General features: G+C 56.7%; 17 protein-coding genes. 11 read left to right on the top strand and 6 right to left on the bottom strand.

The genetic code is table 11. The features are described from left to right. Positions 1-7: 7 nt before the first annotated feature. Positions 8-658: a DUF2291 family protein gene (locus ACTG34_RS02635; RefSeq protein ID WP_439103482.1), complete on the bottom strand. Its 651-nt coding sequence runs from the start codon at positions 656-658 to the stop codon at positions 8-10. A gap of 414 nt (positions 659-1,072) precedes the next feature. Here ACTG34_RS02635 and ACTG34_RS02640 point away from each other — a divergent pair, with 414 nt between their 5' ends. The 4 genes from ACTG34_RS02640 (at position 1,073) to ACTG34_RS02655 (ending at position 6,233) form a co-directional block, all read left to right on the top strand. Then, positions 1,073-2,698: an FGGY-family carbohydrate kinase gene (locus ACTG34_RS02640; RefSeq protein WP_439103483.1), complete on the top strand. Its 1,626-nt coding sequence runs from the start codon at positions 1,073-1,075 to the stop codon at positions 2,696-2,698. Position 2,699: 1 nt separating this feature from the next. Further along, the gene (locus tag ACTG34_RS02645; protein ID WP_439103484.1) at positions 2,700-4,211 is read left to right on the top strand and encodes a glycerol-3-phosphate dehydrogenase; all 1,512 of its coding nucleotides are present in this window, start codon (positions 2,700-2,702) and stop codon (positions 4,209-4,211) included. Between the two features lies 1 nt (position 4,212). Next, the gene (locus ACTG34_RS02650; protein WP_439103485.1) at positions 4,213-5,145 is read left to right on the top strand and encodes a sugar phosphate isomerase/epimerase family protein; all 933 of its coding nucleotides are present in this window, start codon (positions 4,213-4,215) and stop codon (positions 5,143-5,145) included. A 134-nt stretch (positions 5,146-5,279) separates the two neighbouring features. Continuing rightward, a complete protein-coding gene (locus tag ACTG34_RS02655) occupies positions 5,280-6,233 on the top strand; it encodes a sugar-binding transcriptional regulator (RefSeq protein ID WP_439103486.1) in 954 nt (317 codons plus the stop codon). 10 nt (positions 6,234-6,243) lie between these two features. On the opposite strand, the gene cydX is transcribed toward ACTG34_RS02655, so the two are convergent. From cydX to cydD, 5 genes are all read right to left on the bottom strand, one after another. After that, a complete protein-coding gene (gene cydX, locus ACTG34_RS02660) occupies positions 6,244-6,378 on the bottom strand; it encodes a cytochrome bd-I oxidase subunit CydX (protein WP_439103487.1) in 135 nt (44 codons plus the stop codon). Between the two features lie 14 nt (positions 6,379-6,392). Beyond that, complete coding sequence (gene cydB / locus ACTG34_RS02665; RefSeq protein WP_439103488.1) at positions 6,393-7,556, bottom strand: cytochrome d ubiquinol oxidase subunit II; 1,164 nt, start codon at positions 7,554-7,556, stop codon at positions 6,393-6,395. Between the two features lie 5 nt (positions 7,557-7,561). Then, the gene (locus tag ACTG34_RS02670) at positions 7,562-9,172 is read right to left on the bottom strand and encodes a cytochrome ubiquinol oxidase subunit I (RefSeq protein ID WP_439103489.1); all 1,611 of its coding nucleotides are present in this window, start codon (positions 9,170-9,172) and stop codon (positions 7,562-7,564) included. Between the two features lie 122 nt (positions 9,173-9,294). Beyond that, positions 9,295-10,977, bottom strand: a complete 1,683-nt coding sequence (locus ACTG34_RS02675) for an amino acid ABC transporter ATP-binding/permease protein (protein WP_439103490.1) — start codon at positions 10,975-10,977, stop codon at positions 9,295-9,297. Then, on the bottom strand, positions 10,974-12,647 hold the full coding sequence (gene cydD / locus ACTG34_RS02680) for a thiol reductant ABC exporter subunit CydD (protein ID WP_439103491.1): 1,674 nt from the start codon (positions 12,645-12,647) through the stop codon (positions 10,974-10,976). The genes ACTG34_RS02675 and cydD overlap by 4 nt, the downstream gene beginning before the upstream one ends. A 384-nt stretch (positions 12,648-13,031) precedes the next feature. On the opposite strand from cydD, the gene ACTG34_RS02685 reads away from it, so the two are divergent. From ACTG34_RS02685 to ACTG34_RS02715, 7 genes are all read left to right on the top strand, one after another. Next, entirely contained in the window at positions 13,032-13,712 is a 681-nt protein-coding gene (locus ACTG34_RS02685) for a haloacid dehalogenase type II (protein WP_439103492.1), read from the top strand. A gap of 111 nt (positions 13,713-13,823) precedes the next feature. Next, positions 13,824-14,780, top strand: a complete 957-nt coding sequence (locus ACTG34_RS02690) for a glutathione S-transferase family protein (protein WP_439103493.1) — start codon at positions 13,824-13,826, stop codon at positions 14,778-14,780. A gap of 57 nt (positions 14,781-14,837) precedes the next feature. Further along, positions 14,838-15,476 (top strand): glutathione S-transferase family protein, encoded by a 639-nt coding sequence (locus ACTG34_RS02695; RefSeq protein WP_439103494.1) that lies wholly within the window; start codon positions 14,838-14,840, stop codon positions 15,474-15,476. Between the two features lie 57 nt (positions 15,477-15,533). Then, positions 15,534-16,496 carry a 2-hydroxyacid dehydrogenase gene (locus ACTG34_RS02700; RefSeq protein WP_439103495.1) on the top strand — a complete coding sequence of 321 codons (963 nt, stop codon included), beginning with the start codon at positions 15,534-15,536 and terminating at the stop codon, positions 16,494-16,496. 154 nt (positions 16,497-16,650) lie between these two features. After that, positions 16,651-17,790 (top strand): TRAP transporter substrate-binding protein, encoded by a 1,140-nt coding sequence (locus ACTG34_RS02705; protein WP_439103496.1) that lies wholly within the window; start codon positions 16,651-16,653, stop codon positions 17,788-17,790. 69 nt (positions 17,791-17,859) lie between these two features. Continuing rightward, a complete protein-coding gene (locus ACTG34_RS02710; RefSeq protein ID WP_439103497.1) occupies positions 17,860-18,429 on the top strand; it encodes a TRAP transporter small permease subunit in 570 nt (189 codons plus the stop codon). A 60-nt stretch (positions 18,430-18,489) separates the two neighbouring features. Further along, the gene (locus ACTG34_RS02715) at positions 18,490-19,914 is read left to right on the top strand and encodes a TRAP transporter large permease (RefSeq protein WP_439103498.1); all 1,425 of its coding nucleotides are present in this window, start codon (positions 18,490-18,492) and stop codon (positions 19,912-19,914) included. Positions 19,915-20,016 lie beyond the last annotated feature (102 nt).

Here is a 20,016-nt window from a genome sequence, read left to right on the forward strand (position 1 = left end):
TCGGGGATCATTGGACATCAAACTCCACCGGCGTGATCAGCCAGTTTTTCGGGTTGATGAGCTTAAAGACGCCCGTGACAGTGAGTGTGCGTCCGGTCAGAGCATCGCGATCAACATCTGACAAAATGGCCTCGGACATCGCGCGATTGATGCCTGCTCCGGCGTCCTGGTATTCGATTTGATTGGTGAAGGCCCCAAAGGCGATATCACCCGTGGCATCCCGTAAATCCGTACCATTAATGGCGGGGCCCGTTTGGACGCGGATGCGGATGGTGTCGGGAACGCCCGCCACAGTGACGTCATAGATGCCCGAGCGACCGTTTGCGACCACACCTGTCAAGCGGACAGGGATCACGGGGCCGATCCCGTCACCCACACCGTATGCGGCAATGGCTGCGGCTTTGTCGGCGGTCAGTTCTGTGGCGAGCTTTGCGGCATCTATGGCGCGTTCGGTGACAGATGACTGGATAGCGGGGAACTGTGCCGCGCCATATGCGTCAGGCGAAAACGCCTGTTTGCGTGCATCAAGGTCAGAGCCGATCTGAACAACAGTTGTATCAAGGGCCATCGCGCCCATCACGACCACAACAGCTGCAGCTATCATCAGCGGTGTTCTGGATGTCGCCTTTTGGCGGGGCGTGGTGTCGGTGATGGCCATTGCGCTATGCTTTCTGGTCATTGGCCGCGAGCGGCCGTTGCACGTGGAGATGCGCGCAAAGGCGGCATCCGTTTATCGATGTTGTGAAGATAACCCGACCGTCCTCCAACGGTTGAATTGTCCTCCTCCCTGGGTCCGACACGCAGGGCCGCAGTGAAGCGTAATCTGTGTGTCGGTGAATCAGAGCCTAAGTGAAATAATTTACGTTGTCTGCAAAAAAATTCACACAATAGAAAAATGATGTGCTAAACCTATCGAGCGAAAGGATAGATTTGCGCGGAACGCGGCGCGGTTTGTCGAGGGCGCAAAGGCGACGCATAAACGACGTGGGCGACCACAATAGAATACAGGGTGCAGGCGGCGAGCGGTATGATGTCGCCGGTGCAGGCCAGACGAACAAGGGCGGAGGCATGAATGGCACAGTGTGACATCATCATTGGAATTGACGCGGGCACATCGGTCATCAAGGCTGTCGCGCTCGATCTGAGCGGTCGACAAATCGCTACATCCGCCGCACTCAATACCTACCGCACAGGCGCAGACGGATCAGCGGTGCAATCGTTGCCCCAAACATGGGCCGACTGTGTAAAGGCGATCAGGGGTCTATTTGACCGCGTTGACAATCTTGCGGCGCGCACTGCGGCGATTGCCGTGACGGGGCAGGGCGATGGCACGTGGCTTGTCGGGGCGCAAAATGCCCCCGTTACCGATGCGTGGTTGTGGCTTGATGCGCGCGCGGCGCCAACGGCGCGGGCCTTGTCGCAGGGGGCGGGTGAGCGCGCGCGCTTCGAGGCCACGGGAACAGGCCTGAACACGAGTCAGCAATCGACGCAAATGGCGCATATGGATCGTCATATGCCCGAGCTGTTGGATCGCGCCGAGGTGGCCTTGCACTGTAAGGACTGGCTGTTTGCCAATCTCACGGGGGTGCGCGCCACCGATCCGTCCGAGGCCAGCTTTACCTTCGGCAACTTTCGCACACGCGACTATGATGACACTGTTCTGAATGCGCTCGGCCTGAGCCACCGCAAATCATTGTTGCCACCCATTGTTGATGGCAGTCAGACGGTGTTTGCATTGACGCCCGATGCCGCACAGGCCACGGGCCTTTTGGCGGGGACACCAGTGTCTCTGGGCTATGTCGATATGGTGATGACTGCACTGGGTGCGGGTGTTCACACGGGCCACGCGGGGTCTGCGTGTTCCACCATAGGATCAACGGGTGTGCATATGCGCTCTGTGTTGTCGTCTGATGTCCACCTCAATGGTGAGGGAACGGGCTACGTGATTTGCTTGCCGGTTGCGAATTATGTCACCCAAGTGCAAACCAACATGGCCGCGACGCTCAATATCGATTGGGCGCTGCGCATGGCCGCAGATATGATGACCGACCTTGGCTATGAGCACTCCTATTCAGATCTTGTGCCGCGCATCGACGATTGGTTGACGCGCTCTGATCCCGGCACGCTGCTGTATCACCCGTATATTTCCGAGGCGGGGGAACGCGGTCCGTTCGTGAACGCCAATGCGCGGGCAAGCTTCGTTGGACTAAACGCCAATCACCGGTTTGCAGACCTGCTGCGCGGTGTGGTCGAGGGATTGGCACTGGCGGCGCGCGATTGTTATGGCGCTATGGGCGACATGCCGTCCGAAGTGCGCCTGACGGGTGGGGCGGCGCGATCGGATGGATTGCGCGCAATCCTGTCGGGATGTCTCAACACACCCGTGCGCGTGTCTGCCCGTGATGAGGCGGGTGCCGCCGGATGTGCGATGATGGCGGCCGTTGCGATCGGCGCTTATGAGACCATGGATGAGTGTATTGCGACATGGGTCACACCCTTGCTCGCACAGACGGAACGCCCCGATCCAGCGCTGGTAGCCACCTATGATGGCCTCTATGCGGCCTACGCCAGAACACGTAGCGCACTGACCCCGATTTGGGACGATCTTGCGGCGCACCAAGCGGCCATGACTGTTCCCCCCGAAGATCACCATACCGAAATGACAACAGACGCACGTCCTGCGTCACGAGGAGCGTAACATGACAGCAATCCCATCAGTCGATCTTTTCGTAATTGGCGGCGGCATCAACGGCGCAGGGATTGCGCGGGACGCCGCAGGGCGCGGGCTTAGCGTGGTGTTGTGTGAAAAGGACGATCTGGCCGAGGGCACATCGTCGCGTTCGGGTAAGCTTGTGCATGGCGGGTTGCGCTACTTGGAATACTACGAGTTTCGGTTGGTGCGGGAGGCGTTGATTGAGCGCGAAGTCCTGATGAACGCCGCGCCGCACATTATTTGGCCGATGCGCTTTGTCTTGCCGCATTCCCCCGATGATCGTCCGGCTTGGCTCGTGCGCTTGGGGCTGTTTTTGTATGACCATCTGGGCGGGCGCAAAAAACTTCCCGGAACGCGGACGCTGAATTTGCGCCGTGACCCTGAGGGGGCACCGCTGCTTGATCAATACAAACGCGGATTTGAATATTCCGATTGCTGGGTCGATGACGCCCGTTTGGTTGTACTCAATGCGGTTGATGCGGCAAATCACGGCGCGACTGTGCTGACACGCACCGCTTGCACATCCGCGCGGCGCGAAGAGGGCGCATGGCGGATCACGACCACTGACACGCTCACAGGCGAGCCGCGCCAGTTTCGCGCAAAGGTTCTGGTCAATGCCGCAGGGCCATGGGTGAGCGATGTTCTAACCCGCGTGGCGGGCGCAAATTCAAGCCGCAACGTGCGTCTCGTTAAAGGCTCGCACATCGTTGTGCCAAAGTTCTGGGAGGGGCAAAACGCCTATCTGGTGCAAAACCACGACAAGCGCGTGATCTTTATCAACCCCTATGAGGGCGACAAGGCTCTGATCGGCACCACGGACATTTCGTATGAGGGCCGCGCCGAGGATGTGACGCCCGATGAGAGCGAAATTGAATACCTGATTACGGCGGTGAACCGCTACTTTAAGGAAAAACTGAGCCGCAGTGATGTGGTTGAGAGCTTTTCGGGCGTGCGTCCGTTGTTTGATGACGGGCAGGGCAATCCCTCTGCGGTGACGCGCGATTATGTGTTTGATCTCGATGAGGTGGGCGGTGCGCCACTCCTGAATATCTTTGGGGGAAAGATCACCACCTTTCGCGAGTTGGCCGAACGCGGCTTGCACAAAATTGCGGGCTTTTTCCCAACCATGGGCGCGGATTGGACGAAAACCGCACCGCTTCCGGGGGGCGATATTCCAGACGCGGATTACGCGGCATATGCGCAAACCCTCAAAGCGCAATACCCGTGGATGCCGCGCAGTCTGCGCTTGCACTACGGGCGGCTTTACGGCGCACGGATCGACATGGTGGTGGGAGAGGCAACCACACTTGACGGATTAGGACAGCACTTTGGCGGTGATCTGTATGAGGCCGAGGCACGCTATCTCATGGCGCATGAATGGGCACAAACCCCACAAGACATCTTGTGGCGGCGGACCAAACATCGGTTGCACCTCAGTGATGCACAACAAATAGCCTTTGGCGCGTGGATGAATGCCGCCACGCAAAAGGCGGCTTAATATGGCGCTGTCTCTTTCGTTGAACACCAACCCGTTGGTCAACCGCTTTGCCGAGCCGGATGATTTGATTGACGCCGTTGCACACACGCTACGCATTCGGGATCTGCAACTGACTCATGAGTTTATCAACCCGAGTTGGCCCGCCTCGGTCATTCGCCGGTTGACGCGTGATATGGCGCAGGCGTTGAGCCGCACCGGTGTGCGCGTGACAAGCGGGATGACGGGGCCATACGGACGTCTCAACCATTTTGGTCACCCCGACCATGACGTGCGTAGGTACTACGTGGAGTGGTTCAAAACATTCGCGGACATCACGGCGGAATTGGGCGGAACATCTGTGGGTACGCAGTTTGCGATTTTCACCTATAAGGATTTTGACGATCCCGCACGGCGCGAGGCGTTGATCGAGATCGCGATTGAGTGTTGGGCCGACGTGGCCGAACATGCGAAGGCGGCAGGATTGTCATATGTGTATTGGGAGCCGATGAGTGTCGGGCGCGAATTTGGAGAGACGATCCAGACATGTCTCGCCCTGCAAGAGCGGCTCACAGCGACCAATATGGCCCTTCCGATGTGGATGATGGCGGACATTGATCATGGCGATGTCACCAGTCCGAACCCTGACGACTATGACCCATATGCGTGGGCGCGCGCCGTTCCGCAGGTCAGCCCGATCATCCATATCAAACAAAGCCTGTTGGACAAAGGCGGGCATCGTCCCTTTACGGCCGCGTTCAATGCACAAGGTCGCATTCAGCCCGCCCCGCTATTGACCGCACTGGCACAGGGTGGCGCGCGTGACAATGAAATCTGCCTTGAGTTGAGCTTCAAAGAGCGCGAGCCAAATGACCGCGAGGTGATGTCCCAAATTGCCGAGAGTGTCGCGTTTTGGGCGCCACACATCGAGACGGGTGCACAAGATTTGAACATCTAAGACCATCAATCGCTTGATATGCAAAATAATCATAGCTTTATCAGGTCGACGCATTATTAATCACGGGCCGATACGGGAGAGATCGGGTGTGGGGCGTGCATCGCCGCGCAGACGCGAGGGACGGAGCACCGCTGATGGCAAAGGTCGTAGGCACGAGCACAAACGAGCAAAGCCTCGCAATTCGCGCCGCTTGGCTGCACTACGTTGGCGGCTTGACACAGGCGGCGGTGGCCAAAAAGCTGGGCCTGCCTTCTGTTAAAACCCACCGCCTTATTGCGCGCGCTGTCGCGGATGGTGCGGTTAAGGTCGCTATTGATGGTGATATTATTGAATGCATCGAGTTAGAGGCGCAACTGTCCGAGCGGTTTGGCCTAAGCACGTGCGAGGTTGCTCCAGATCTGGGCGAGGAGGGGTTGCCCCTTCGCACGCTTGGCGTAGCGGGGGCCGCGTTTTTGCAACGGCTGTTGGAAAGTGGCTCACCCACCACCATCGGGATCGGTCACGGGCGCACCCTTGCGGCGGCTGTGCGTCAATTGCCGCGTTGTGATGCAACGTCCACGCGGTTTGTCTCGCTTTTGGGTGGATTGACCCGCAACTTCTCTGCCAATCCGCATGACGTTATGCACCGGTTGGCCGAAAAGACCGGTGCGACCGCCTATGTGATGCCCGTGCCGTTTTTCGCCAATACCCCCCATGACCGTGAGGTGTTATTGGCGCAAAAAGGCGTGCGGGATGTCTTTGAAATGGGACAACGCGCGCCGCTAAAAATTGTCGGCATTGGCACTGTCGCGTCCGAAACCCAATTGGTGACGTCAGGCATGATCGAGCAAAGCGAAATTCACGAGATTTCGGCTGCGGGTGCGGCGGGCGAATTGCTTGGCAGTTTCTTTAGTGCGCAGGGGTGTAGCCTTGAGACCACATTGACCGCGCGCACCTTGGCCGTTGCGTGTCTGTCGGGGGGACAAGATCAAGTGGTCGCCTTGGCCGGTGGTCCCGACAAAGTAGCCGCAATCCGCGCCGTTCTCTCGAGCGGTTGCCTATCCGGCCTGATCACCGACGAGAAAACAGCCAAGGCGCTTATGGCCTAACTTGCGGGCCTTAGTCGCGTGGCGCCTGGTCGCCAGACGCCCCCGACATTTTGCGCTCGTCCTCTTTCAGCTCCAGCCACATTGCGTTCATCACCGCGAAAATAGCCGCCAGTGGAAGTCCCAGTATCCATGCAAAATACCACATAAGATGTCCTTTCTTTAATACACAGAGTGAGAGTTTTCGGACACATCGGCTTCGGTGACCTTGCCCCACAAAACCTTGTAGACCCATGCGGTATACATCAAAATCAGCGGCATAAAGATCACCGTGGCCACCAGCATGACAAACAATGTCAGGTGCGACGAGGAACTGTTCCACACCGTGAGCGATGATTTTGGATCGCTCGACGAGGGCATGATGAACGGGAACATGGTCAAACCGACCGATGAGATCACGCCCAAAATGGCCATCTTGGACACGAGGAGCGTGGAGATTTCACGCCCCGCGCGCAGACCTACAAAGGTAAGCAAGCCGCCGATGATGCCCAAAGCGGGCGCAATCGCAATCCACGGACGCACGCTATAGGCCGACAACCAGCTTGATGTGCGCGCCACCTCGAAATGCAGCGGGTTTGACGGACCATCGGTGACATAGGCGCCCACGATTTCAAACCCTTGGATGCCAACAGCCAGCCACACACCCGCAAGGATGTATCCACCCACCGCAACAAGGGCCGCAACCGACCCGATGGCGCGGGCGCGTGTTTGTACGGGGCCGTCCGCCTTGAGCGTGAGCCACGCACTGCCGTGCATCACAAGCATGGACAGCGACACCACGCCAGCCAGAAGCGAGAACGGATCAAGCAGGCCGATAAACTTCATATACCAAGCCCCCTCATAGATGGTGTGCAAATCATCGGTAAAGTGGAATGGAACCCCTTGGATGACGTTGCCCACAGCCACGCCAAACAAAAGTGCGGGAACGGCACCACTTGCAAACAAGGCCCAATCCCATGTGCTACGCCACCGCGGGTCGTCACGTTTGGAGCGGTATTTGAACGCCACGGGACGCACAATAAAGGCGGCAAGGATCACGAACATCGCTAGGTAAAAGCCCGAAAAGCTGACGGCATACAGTGGCGGCCACGCGGCAAAGATCGCACCACCCCCGAGGATAAACCAAACTTGGTTGCCCTCCCAAACCGGCCCGACCGTGTTGATCGCCACGCGGCGTTCGATGTCGGTTTTGGCCACAAAGGGCAAGAGTGCGCCCACGCCCATATCAAACCCGTCCGTTAGGGCAAATCCGATGAGCAATACGCCAAGCAATCCCCACCAGATCACGCGGAGCAGTTCGTATGTCATAAGGTCATGTAAAATCATCTGTCTTACTCCGCTGGTGTCGCGATGGCGTCGGCATTGCGCCGACCCGCCAAGCGATCAGTATGGCGTTTGTTCCACGCATCGGTTTCGTCCACGTCCTGATAGGGGCCTTTACGGATGTATTTGAGCATCAGACCCATCTCGACGATGAACAAGATTGTGTAGAAAATCACAAATCCGGCCAGTGTTAGCGCAACTTCGGTCATCGATAGCGCGCTGACGGACATGGCGGTCGGCAAGACACCGTCGACGGTCCACGGCTGACGGCCGTATTCGGCCACAAACCACCCGAGTTCTGCGGCGATCCACGGTGCGGGGATCATCCAGACGGCCAAATGCAATGCAGGGCGCGGAAACTTCATGCCCTTGAACGAGGCGCGGTAAAAGAAATACGCCATGGTTGCGATGAACCCGAACCCGAGCCCAACCATGATGCGAAACGCCCAAAACAATGGCCAGACCGTGGGCACAGTGTCATTTGCTGCGGCAATAATTTGGGCTTCGGTGGCGTCCATCGGATTGTCGACGTACTTTTTAAGCAAGAACGCAAAGCCAAGGTCGGCGGAATGCGCCTCGAAGGTGGCCATGACGGCGGGGTCTGTGGCCTCACGGTTGACCCGCACATCCAGTAGCGCTTCATAGGCGATTATCCCCGAGCGCACGCGCTGTTCTGCGTTTGCCACCAACTCGTTGATTCCGGGAATTTCGGTGGTCAAGGACCGCGTGCCAATCAACCCCATCGCCCACGGGATTTCGATTGCGTAATGAGTCTCACGGGCCTCTTGGTCGGGAAAGCCGATCAGATTAAAGGGGGCAGGGGCATCATGTGTCTCCCACATTGCCTCGATCGCCGCGAGTTTCATTTTCTGGCTGTGGGTCGCGGAGTAGCCTGACTCGTCCCCAAGCAGCACAACCGAAAACGCAGCAGCGAGGCCAAACGCGGCCGCAACCGTGATGGAGCGGCGCGCCAGTTCGACATGGCGGTCGCGCAGCAAATACCACGCAGACACCCCGATCACAAAGACCGATGCGGTGACGTATCCGGCGGACACGGTGTGTACAAATTTCGCTTGAGCCACTTCGTTGAACATGACCTCAAAGAAATTAGTCATTTCCATGCGCATGGTCATCGGATTGAACTCGGCCCCGACCGGATTTTGCATCCACCCGTTAGCGATCAAAATCCACAGTGCCGAAAAATTCGACCCGATTGCAACGAGCCACGCCACGCTGAGGTGTCCGACCTTGCTGAGTTTATCCCATCCAAAGAAGAATAACCCGACAAAGGTTGCTTCTAAAAAGAACGCCATAAGCCCCTCAATGGCCAGAGGGGCCCCGAAAATGTCGCCAACATAATGGCTGTAATAGCTCCAGTTCATTCCGAACTGGAATTCCATGGTGATGCCCGTGGCGACCCCAAGCACAAAGTTGATGCCGAACAACATGCCCCAAAATTTGGTCATTTGTCGCCAAATCGGTCGGTTGGTCATGACATAGACCGTTTCCATAATGGCGACGAGGATCGACAGTCCCAACGTAAGCGGTACGAAGAGAAAGTGGTACATGACCGTTACGGCAAACTGTAGACGGGATAATTCGACGATACCGAATTCCATTGATTTAGCTCCAACTTGTATGAGGCGACGCGGGTCACAAACTATTCAATTATGGGAATGCATAGCGCTTCACTTGGGGCGAAACGTTGATCTAGGTCAATAAGGGATATCTTAGATGTAGCTTAGGTGATCGGCAAAATCCGATCCGCGCAGTCGATTTCGACACGGCGGTGAGCCGCGATCAATATAGCGGCGTTCGGTAAAAACGTCCGCACACCTTGTAGGACCATCAGCGCGGTAGGATCATCCAACCCTTCGGTCGGCTCGTCGAGCAATAGCACGTTTGGATGTCGCAGCATCGCGCGTGCCAAGGTCAATCGCCGTGCTTCGCCGCCCGATAGTCCATCGCCGCGTGCCCCGATCCGTGTGTCAAGCCCGTCGCGTGCGCGCATCGTGGCGGCCAGTTGCACCACCTCAAGCACTTGCCACAGCGCGGTGTCGTCACACTGAGCGGCCCCAAGGTGCAACGCATCACGTACAGATCCCGACATCACCGCGCTGCGTTGTGGCAAAAGCGCGAGTGAACCGCGCAAACGGTCCTCAGTGCAATCGAGCACAGACGTCTCGCCAAGCAAAATGTGGCCCGCAGCAATCGGATGGAGGGCCGCGATCGCCAGCAACAGTGTTGATTTTCCAATCCCGCTTGGCCCTGTAAGGGCGACTGTTTCACCCGCATTCACCGTGAGGCTCACAGCGTTAAGAAGGACATCGTTCGTACCTGCGCGGTGCACGGTCACCGATTGCAAATGTAGTGCGCCCTCGCATGGGGCGCCATCGGTGTTCACAGGCGCGTTTGATACGGGCGCGTCTGACACGGGCGCGAGAGGCACGGGCGCGGTTGCGATATCGGGCAACATCCGCCGCGCTGCCTCCATCATGCCACCAATATCACCGGCGGCCCTGCGCATCGGCACGATGGTTTCCGCCAGTGCAAGTGTCGTAAAAAACGCAAGAGCGGCGAGGGGCGGGCCGATGGTGCCCGATTGCGCCAGTGTTATACCGTGCCAAAGTGTGCCCGCCGACACCACCACCGCGATGATCTGGATCGCGGCACCTGACAGGCGTTCCACCCGATCCTGATGGCTGCGCAACGCGAGGCGGCGGGTTTCGGCCTTTAGGGTCAGATCAACCTGCGCGGTCATTTGCCCGTAGGCTGCAAGGTCACGGCGCGCTCGGATCAGGTCAATGAAACGAGCGCGAAACGCGTGTGATGCCGCTTGCGTGCGCCGCGACAAGGATGCGGTTTTGCGCAGGGTCGCCCAAAAAACCACACCCGCCCCAAGGCTGAACCCTAAGAAGATCCAAAGTGCGATTGGCAAGCTCACGAGCCACCAAAGTGCCACAAACGCGATCAATTGCGCACATAGCCCCGCCAATACGGGCAACACCAGACGCAAAGACACGCCATCCAGAGTGTCCACATCCAATGTGAGCCTGTTTAAGGCTTGCGCGCCTCTCAGCCGGATCACTCGGTCGTAGCGCGCCGCCATTACGCCGCGCAAAACACTCACACGCAGCGATTGCAGTGCGCGCAAGGTGGCGTCATGGGTCAGCACACGTTCACCGTATCTGGCCGCGGCACGCCCCAATGCCAAGAAACGCACCATTGCCGAGGGACGAAACACATCAAACATCGCGCCTACGCCCGCCAATCCCGCAGCGGCCGCCGCCGTGATGAACCATCCCGACAGGCCTAACAGTGCGGCCCCCATACCAAGGACAATCACGCCAAGCAGCGCGCCACGACTCATTGAAACCCGTTGCTCGCGCAAAATGAGCGCAAAGATTTGCCAAAGCGCGCTCATTGTAACGCCTCGATAGAAATGATCCTGTCCATCTTGGCCGCCAAATCTGGATCATGGGTTGCAACAATCACCGTGGCCCCGCGCGCGACCTGCGCCAAAAGGCCATTGGTGACCGCGTTTGCGGTCTTTCGATCCAAATCTGCTGTGGGTTCATCGGCGATGATCACGTCCGGTTCGCCGAATATGGCGCGCGCCAGTGTCACTCGCCGCGCCTCACCGCCCGATAACCCGCCACCGGTTTCGCCCAACCGTGTGTTGAGACCTTGGGGCAGGCGGTTGATCACGGCCTCCACGGCTGCGTGTTCTAGGGCAGCTGATAAATCGCCCGCGCGGCCAAGTTGCACATTGTGGCGCACACTGGCGTTGAGAAAATGCGGAGCTTGGGGCATCCAACCGACACGGGCGCGCCATGGATCAGCAGTTGCGTCCGTAAGCGCCACTCCCGCAAGCGTGATCTGCCCGACATTCGGTCCCTCTAGCCCCGCCATGAGCCGCAGGGCCGTGGTTTTGCCTGCGCCACTTGGCCCCATGATCGCCACACTCTCGCCCGCTGCAATGTCGATGTCGGCCAAGACTGTGCCGTTGTGCAGCGCACATCCGCGCAGCGCAATCGAGGGCGCTCCTGTCAAAGGCGCGCACGCGCCGCCTTGACCCATTAAGACCGCCGTTTGTTGGGCGTCCCATATGTGCAGTTCGTCAAACACCGCGTCTGCCGCAGCTTTGTCATGCCACGCCGCCGACAAATCTCGCAGGGGTTGATAGAACTCGGGTGTCAACAACAGCAAAAAGATCCCGACTTGCGGCGTCAATGCGCCGTTCCATGTCCCAAAGCCGAGCGTGCCGAGCAATGAAAACCCGACATAGACCGCGACCATCGCCACACCGATTGCTGCGAACAACTCGAGCACCGTGGAGGACAAAAACGCCACGCGCAAAACGGCCATCGTGCGGTGACGCAAATCCGTGGCCTGACCTGAAAACCCGTCTAAAACCGCGTCCCGCGCGCCCAAAAGGCGGATATCGACCAAGGCCGATAGTCTTTCGACCAACATGTCGTTGAGGTTGCCAATTTCCCTTAGGTGTTTCTGGCTCGTCTCTTTTGCGGCCATGCCGATGAGCGCCATGAAAATGGGGATCAACGGGCCGGAGATCATAAGAACAAGAGCCACCGCCCACGATTGCGATAGTGCAAGCATCAAGATCACAAGCGGCACCACCATCACACGCGCCCGTGCAGGGGCGTAGCGCGTGATAAATGGCACAAGCAGGTCGAGCTTTTCACTGGCCAATGCCGTGATAGCGCCGGCCCCACCAAAGGGGCTATCTGCGGCGCGGCGCGCTTCAACAGCTACGATATGCGCGCGTGCGCGGTGAATGATCGTCTGTGCGGCGGCCTGCGCGTATGCCTCGCTTGCCATCGTCAGTCCCGCCCGCAATAGCCCAAGGCCGGCAAAGGCTATCGCGATGCCAAGCGCAAAGACCGTCTGTCCGTTGAGCAATCCGCCCAAGGCATAGGCCACGACCGCCGCTTGTACGGGCCACAGCAGTCCTGACGCCACGGACAAAACACTGGCGCGGCGATGCTGGGCCGCGCCAGCTGCCATCAGCCCTACACGCGAGACGGGGCTGTCGGTGTCGTTTGCTATGGTGTTGGGTGTGGTTGAGGTCACGAGAACTCGCGATATCGTTAAAAGCTGGTTTGGTCTATGCGGCCTGTCATATCACGGCCGTGTCGAAATGGAAGCTGTCGGGCGTTGTCCGTTTCAACGCAGGTTTAACGTGTCAGAGCTATGCCGCGCTTGGAAAGAGCTATGTTTGCGCGTCCTATTTTTGCGCGCGCAATCGTGCAAATACGCGCCTTTAGAGTAGTTTGGCCGATTTCAAAGGGTATGCCCTAAATGGTTTTTGACCCCTCATGTCTTGGAGGTCAAGGAATGCAACGGGGGTGTGCAGAACGTTTCGGGCTGATTTGACGCAGGTAAGCTTTCATTTGTGATGAACTTATGGTCCTGATGATGTCAGAGGTCCAAACTTGACAGAAAAGAGACGCAACAATGCGCCCCAACGCCATCGCCTTTGACGCCTACGGAACCTTGTTCGATGTGTATTCGATCAGCGCGTTGGCCGAAGATCTGTTTGCGGACAAGGGCGCGCAGTTGGCTGTTATTTGGCGCGACAAGCAAATTGAATACACCCGCTTGCGCACGTTGTGTGACCAATATGCGGATTTCTGGCAGGTGACGGGCGATGCGCTTGAGTATGCGTGCGAGGCGCTTGGTCTTGATCTGACCGCCGCCGCACGAGATCGCTTGATGGGGCAGTATGCCACGTTGTCGGCGTTTCCCGAGAATGTCGACCAGTTGCACCGCCTCAAGGAGGCAGGGATCACCCTCTCGATTTTGTCCAATGGCACGCCGTGGATGCTTGATCAGGCCATAGCAGCCTCAGGGCTTGGCGGATATTTCGAGCATGTTTTGAGTGTTGATGCTGTGAAGCAGTTCAAGACCGCGCCACAAGCCTATCAAATGGGGCCGGATGCCTTGGGATCTGCGGCCAAAGATATTTTGTTTGTGTCATCGAATTGTTGGGATATTTGTGGTGCAACCTGGTTCGGTTACCATACCATCTGGCTCAACCGGTACGGGCATCCTATGGAGCGTCTTGGCGTTGCGCCGCATCACATAGGATCGTCCCTGAAAGATGTGGCGGACTACGCCCTCGGGATTACCGCCTAAGTGTCTCGCCCGAACACCCGTAGTTTACGACCGTGTTGCATATGAGTTTCCGGCGGTTATCGCTCCATATTCTGCCCATGACTGAACGTGCTGTTCGCAAAGGAATACAAAGTGTCCGATCCATCATCCGAAGTGATTTTCCACGCCTATCCGCAATCTCCCGTCGCTGAAAAAGTCAGAGTCGTCTTTGGGATCAAAGGGCTTGCGTGGCGCAGTGTGGACATTCCGCGCCTGCCGCCCAAGCCAATGCTGACGGCGCTCACGGGCGGGTATCGCCGCACGCCTGTGATGCAAATCGGTGCGGATATCTATTGCGATAGCCAGTGTATTATCCGCGAACTTGAGCGGCGGTTTGAGTCACCCACGTTGATGCCCACATCAGAGCAGGGGTTAATGTGGTGCCTGAGCCGGTGGACGGACGGGGCTTTGTTCGATCAGACCGTGCGCCACATCCTAGGGGCTGCGGGTGATGGTCTGGACAAGGCCTTTGCGCAGGATCGCGGGCGTCTTTATCTGGGCGAGGATTGGGCAGCAGCGCTCAAACAAGCCAACGCTGATCTGCCTCATCTGGTGGCGCAAGTGCGTGCGCCGCTGTCATGGCTGAACACACAACTGTCTGACGGGCGGGCGTTTTTACTGGGCGACCAGCCCGCCGCGATTGACGCACAATTCTACCATGTGGTCTGGTTTTTGCGGGGCAGGTGGGCAGATGGTCCATCCTTTCTGGCGCAATTCAAAGAGCTCGAACGTTGGGAGGCAAATGTTCAGAGCATCGGCCATGGAACGTCTCGTGAGATGGACCCGCAAGATGCCATTTCGCGCGCAAAGGGGCTGGAGCCTACCGCACAGACGGGCGTGGCCGCTCACGATCCTCAGGGCCTCGCGGTTGGACAATCCGTAACGGTCCGACCCGATGTGAATGGCGGTGAGCAGCCCGTTGCAGGGACGTTGCGCTATGCCGATGCCGAGACCGTGGTGATTGAGCGCACCGCCGAAGATGTGGGCACTGTGTGCGTACATTTCCCGCGCGCAGGCTACAGAATCGATGTGACGGATACGGCAGCATGACGCCGCATGATCATGACAGTGACAAAACACGCACAGACACACGCGAAAGGCCAATAGATGATTGATCTCTACACATGGACAACACCGAACGGCCGTAAGGTGTCAATCTTGCTTGAGGAACTTGGCGTGCCGTACACGGCGCATGCCATCGATATCACCAAAGACGAGCAATTCGCGCCTGATTTTCTTAAAATCGCCCCGAACAACCGCATTCCCGCGATTGTTGATCATGAGACGGGCATACAGATGATGGAGACGGGGGCCATCATGATGTACCTCGCGAACAAGTTCCAAAAGTTCCAATGCGAGGGCGATGAGTATTGGCGGATGGTTGAGTGGTTGATGTGGCAAATGGGCGGTTTGGGTCCAATGCTGGGTCAGGCCCATTACTTTTTGAAATATAACAAAGGTCAATCAGAGGTGGCTGAAAAGCGTTACGCCACCGAAGCGCAGCGGTTGTATACGGTGTTGAACACCCGACTGGAGGGGCGCGACTTTATCGCGGGGGCGGGGCGTGGCACCTATTCCATCGCAGATATGGCGTGTTGGCCGTGGGTGTCGCGGTTTGAATGGCATGAGGTTGATTTGACTGCCTTTTCGAACATCAAAGACTGGTATGTGCGGATCGCCGAACGCCCCGCTGTGCAAGCGGGTTATAACGTGCCCAAGTTTACGACCGATATCCCCATGCCGTGAGAAATGCGCCGTTTCGATCGCGCGCGACAACCGCACAAATCCCCATAGGAGACGACCATGACCAAGCCAAAATTGCTGATTACGCGCAAACTTCGCCCCCAAGTGGAGGCACGTGCGGCGCGTGACTATGACGTGGTGTTTAACGCTGATGATCGCCAGTTTGATCGTGACGAGTTGATTGCTGCGTGCCGCACCGTCGACGCGGTTTTGCCCTGTCATTCCGAGCACTTCAGTGCCGATGTGATCGCCGAACTCGGTCCGCGCCTCAAGATCATCGCAAACCATTCTGTTGGCACCGACCACGTCGATTTGGAGGCCGCGACATCTGCGGGTCTTGTTGTCACGAACACCCCCGATGTGTTGTCGGATGCGACTGCTGAAATTGCGATGCTATGTATGCTCGGCGCGGCACGTCGTGGTGCCGAAGGGGACGCAATGGTACGTTCCGGTCAATGGAATTTTTGGTCGCCCGCCTTTATGGTTGGGCGTCAGGTCACGGCGAAACGCTTTGGCGTTCTGGGCATGGGCCGTGTGGGACAAGTCACGGCACAGCGCGCGCGGGGCTTTGGTATGGAAATACACTACCACAATCGCCGCCGCTTGCCCGAGCATCTCGAACAGGGTGCAATTTATCACGAGACCGTCGAGGGCTTGTTGGCCTGTTCTGACGTGTTGAGCCTGCATTGCCCGTCCAGCGCCCAAAACGTTGGAATAATCAATGAAAGAACCCTGTCCCTTTTACCGGATCGTGCGATTTTGGTGAACACGGCACGCGGCGCTTTGGTTGATGAAGCCGCGTTGATCGATGCATTGACCTCGGGCAAGTTGTTCGCTGCGGGCTTGGACGTTTTCCAAACCGAGCCGGGCGGCAACCTAGATCTCGCAGCTTTGCCCAATACGTTTTTATTGCCGCACATTGGGTCCGCAACCGAAGAAACACGCGATGCAATGGGGTTTCGAGCGCTCGATAATTTGGATGCATATTTCAATGGGGACGAGCCGAAAGACCGTATCGCATAATTTTGAAAATAAACGAAAAATCAGTGTCTGGAAACGCGTTTTCCACATGGTGGAAAGTTGAGTTTAAATATATTGATTTTGTTTTTTTCATAAACAATGGTGTAATGAGATTAAGGAACGCACAAAGTGTTTCAAATCGTCTGGGAGGACAAATATGACAAATAAACCTAACTCCACGAGTCTGTCGCGCCGTTCGTTCTTGCGCACGGGTGCCATTGGCGGGTCGGCTGCTGCCGCAACCGTTCTTGCTGCGCCAGCTGCAATGGCGCAGGCGCCAATCGTGATGAAGATGCAAACATCTTGGTCTGCCTCCGACATCTGGATGGATTTCGCGCGTGAGTATGTTGAGCGCGTAGAAGCCATGTCCGGCGGTCGTCTGAAAATCGACTTGTTGCCCGCGGGCGCTGTTGTTGCTGCGTTCCAGGTTATGGACGCTGTGCATGATGGCATTATCGACGCGGCCCACACTGTTCCAGTATACTGGTATGGTAAGTCCAAAGCGGCATCGTTCTTTGGCACCGGCCCTGTTTTCGGTGGCTCTGCTACAACCATGCAGGCGTGGTTCTACCAAGGTGGCGGTGCTGAACTGTACCGCGAACTCACACAGGACGTCCTTGGCCTGAATGTTGTCGGTATGATGGGTATGCCAATGCCTGCGCAGCCATTCGGTTGGTTCAAAGAAGAAGTGAACACGGTTGCTGACCTCAAAGGGTTCAAATACCGCACAGTGGGCCTTGCGGCGGACCTTCTTCAGCAGATGGGCATGTCCGTGGCTCAGCTTCCAGGTGGCGAAATCGTCCCTGCGATGGAGCGTGGCGTGATCGATGCGTTCGAATTCAACAACCCATCGTCTGACCGTCGTTTCGGTGCACAGGACGTTGCGAAAAACTACTATCTGTCTTCGTACCACCAGGCGTCTGAATCCTTCGAATTCCTGTTCAACAAAGACTTCCTCGAAGATCTTCCAGAAGATCTGCAGGCGATCCTCAAGCACGCTGTTGAAGCGTCCTCGACATCGAACACCGCTTTGGCGATGCGCGAATACTCCAAAGATCTGTCCGAGCTTCAGGCCGATGACGGCGTTGCAGTACACCGCACTTCCAAAGAAATCCTCGCAGGCCAGTTGGAGGCATGGGACACATTGATCGCAGATCTGGAAACAGACGATTTCAATGCCCGCGTCATGGAAAGCCAGCGTGCCTGGACCGAAAAAGTTGCGTACTACGAACTGATGAACGCACCCGACCTCGGTTTGGCATACGAGCACTATTTCCCAGGTAAGTTGAAACTCTAATCATCGCAGCGAAAAGGCGTGGGAGACCACGCCTTTTTCACCTTGGACATGTCTCGACTGGAGCTATGAATGCTAAACTATATCCGATTTGCTGATAATCTATCCGCGTGGTTCGGCAAAGCCTTTGGATGGCTGATCATCCTGATGACCTTTGGCATGAGCTATGAGGTCTTTGTGCGTTACCTGTTGAACAGTCCAACGCCTTGGGCGCTCGACATCAGTTTTATCATGTATGGAACTGTGTTCATGATGGGGGGAGCCTATACGCTATCGCGCGGAGGTCACGTGCGCGGCGATTTTCTATACCGCCTTTGGTCGGATAGAACGCAGGCTATTCTCGATTTGACGCTGTACATCTTGTTTTTCTTCCCGGGCATCCTTGCACTTATCTTTTCAGGTTGGAAATACGCAAGCCGCTCCTGGAGCTACACAGAGGTGTCGGTGAACAGTCCGGCTGGCATCCCGATTTACCAATTCAAGACCGTCATCGTTGCGGCTGGACTATTGTTGTTTGTGCAAGGTATCGCACAGGTTTTCCGCTGCATCATTTGCATCAAAGACGGCAAATGGCTTCCGTTGGCATCCGACGTTGAGGAAACAGAAACCCTACTCATGAAACAGGCAGCCGAAGGTAAGTAATCTGGTCCAGACGACGCGTTAGGACCGACTCTTCTGCTTTCGAAAATTGGAGTTCACACCGTGACCGATCCACAAATCGCCATATCTATGCTTGGCATATTCATTGCCTGCGTGTTTTTAGGCTTCCCGATTGCCTACACCTTGATGGCGATCGGCATAGGCTTTGGCTACTATGCTTATTATGACGCCGCACGCATGTGGCGCAGCTTTGACCGTCTGGCCGAGGATACACCTTGGTTGGAATCCACACAATTATGGCTCGAAGGGTTCTATAATAACCGAATATTCGATCTCTTCATAAACCAAACCTATTCGGTGATATCAAACGAAGTTCTAACTGCAATCCCGCTGTTCCTCTTTATGGGCTACATCGTGGAGCGCGCGAACATTGTGGATAAACTGTTCAGCACACTCGCCGTTGCCACACGCAATGTTCCAGGTTCGCTTGGTGTTGCTGCTTTGATCACTTGCGCGCTGTTTGCGACTGCAACGGGGATCGTGGGTGCGGTTGTGACGCTGATGGGTCTGCTGGCTCTGCCACAGATGCTCAAGATGCGGTACGACCACAGCTTTGCGGCTGGTATCATTTGCGCGGGCGGCACGCTCGGTATTTTGATCCCGCCGTCGATCATGTTGATTGTGTACGCGGCATCGTCGGGCGTTTCCATCGTGCGCCTTTATGCTGCGGCATTGTTGCCAGGTCTGGTTCTCGTTGGCCTCTACATCACATACATCGTTGTACGCGCGGTTCTGAATCCGAAATTGGCGCCAAAACCAACCAAAGAAGAGTTGCCCGAAGTTCCACTCGGAAAGATGCTTTGGATGCTGGCCACCAGTTTCCTACCGCTCGCGGTTCTGATCTTGTCGGTTCTCGGTTCGATCCTGTTTGGTCTCGCAACGCCAACCGAAGCCGCATCTATCGGCGCACTCGGTGGCATGGTTCTCGCGGTTGCGTACCGTGCGATGACCTTTGATCGTCTGCGTGAAAGTGTCTATCTGACAGTGCGGACCACCGCGATGGTGTGTTGGTTGTTTGTTGGCTCTTACGTCTTTTCCTCGGTGTTTAGCTACCTTGGTGGCGAAAAGGTTATCGAAGAGTTTGTGACGCACCTCGATTTGACACCCATCCAGTTCCTGCTGATTGCGCAGTTGATTATCTTCTTGCTGGGTTGGCCGCTCGAATGGTCCGAAATCATTATCATTTTCGTACCTATCTTCTTGCCGCTGTTGCCTTTGTTCGGGATTGATCCGCTGTTCTTTGGTGTGCTTGTGGCGCTGAACCTTCAGACCAGCTTCCTAACGCCGCCTATGGCTATGAGTGCGTACTACCTCAAAGGGATTGCACCGCCGGAGGTCAAGTTGATCGAGATCTTCAAAGGGGTTTTGCCGTATTGTGGTATGGTCGTCATCGCGATGTTCTTGATGTACACCTTCCCACAGATCGTCTTTATGCTGCCGGATGCCGTCTATGGTCCACAGCGTTAATCGTCAGGCGATACTTGGATTGGGGGCGGTCGCATTGCGCGACCGCCTCGCATCTGGTGCATTGAGTGCGGTCGAACTGGTTGAGGCGTGCCTCGAGCGGAT

The organism is Celeribacter marinus (genome assembly GCF_965656515.1).
In the GTDB taxonomy this organism is placed as follows: Bacteria; Pseudomonadota; Alphaproteobacteria; order Rhodobacterales; family Rhodobacteraceae; genus Celeribacter; species Celeribacter marinus_D.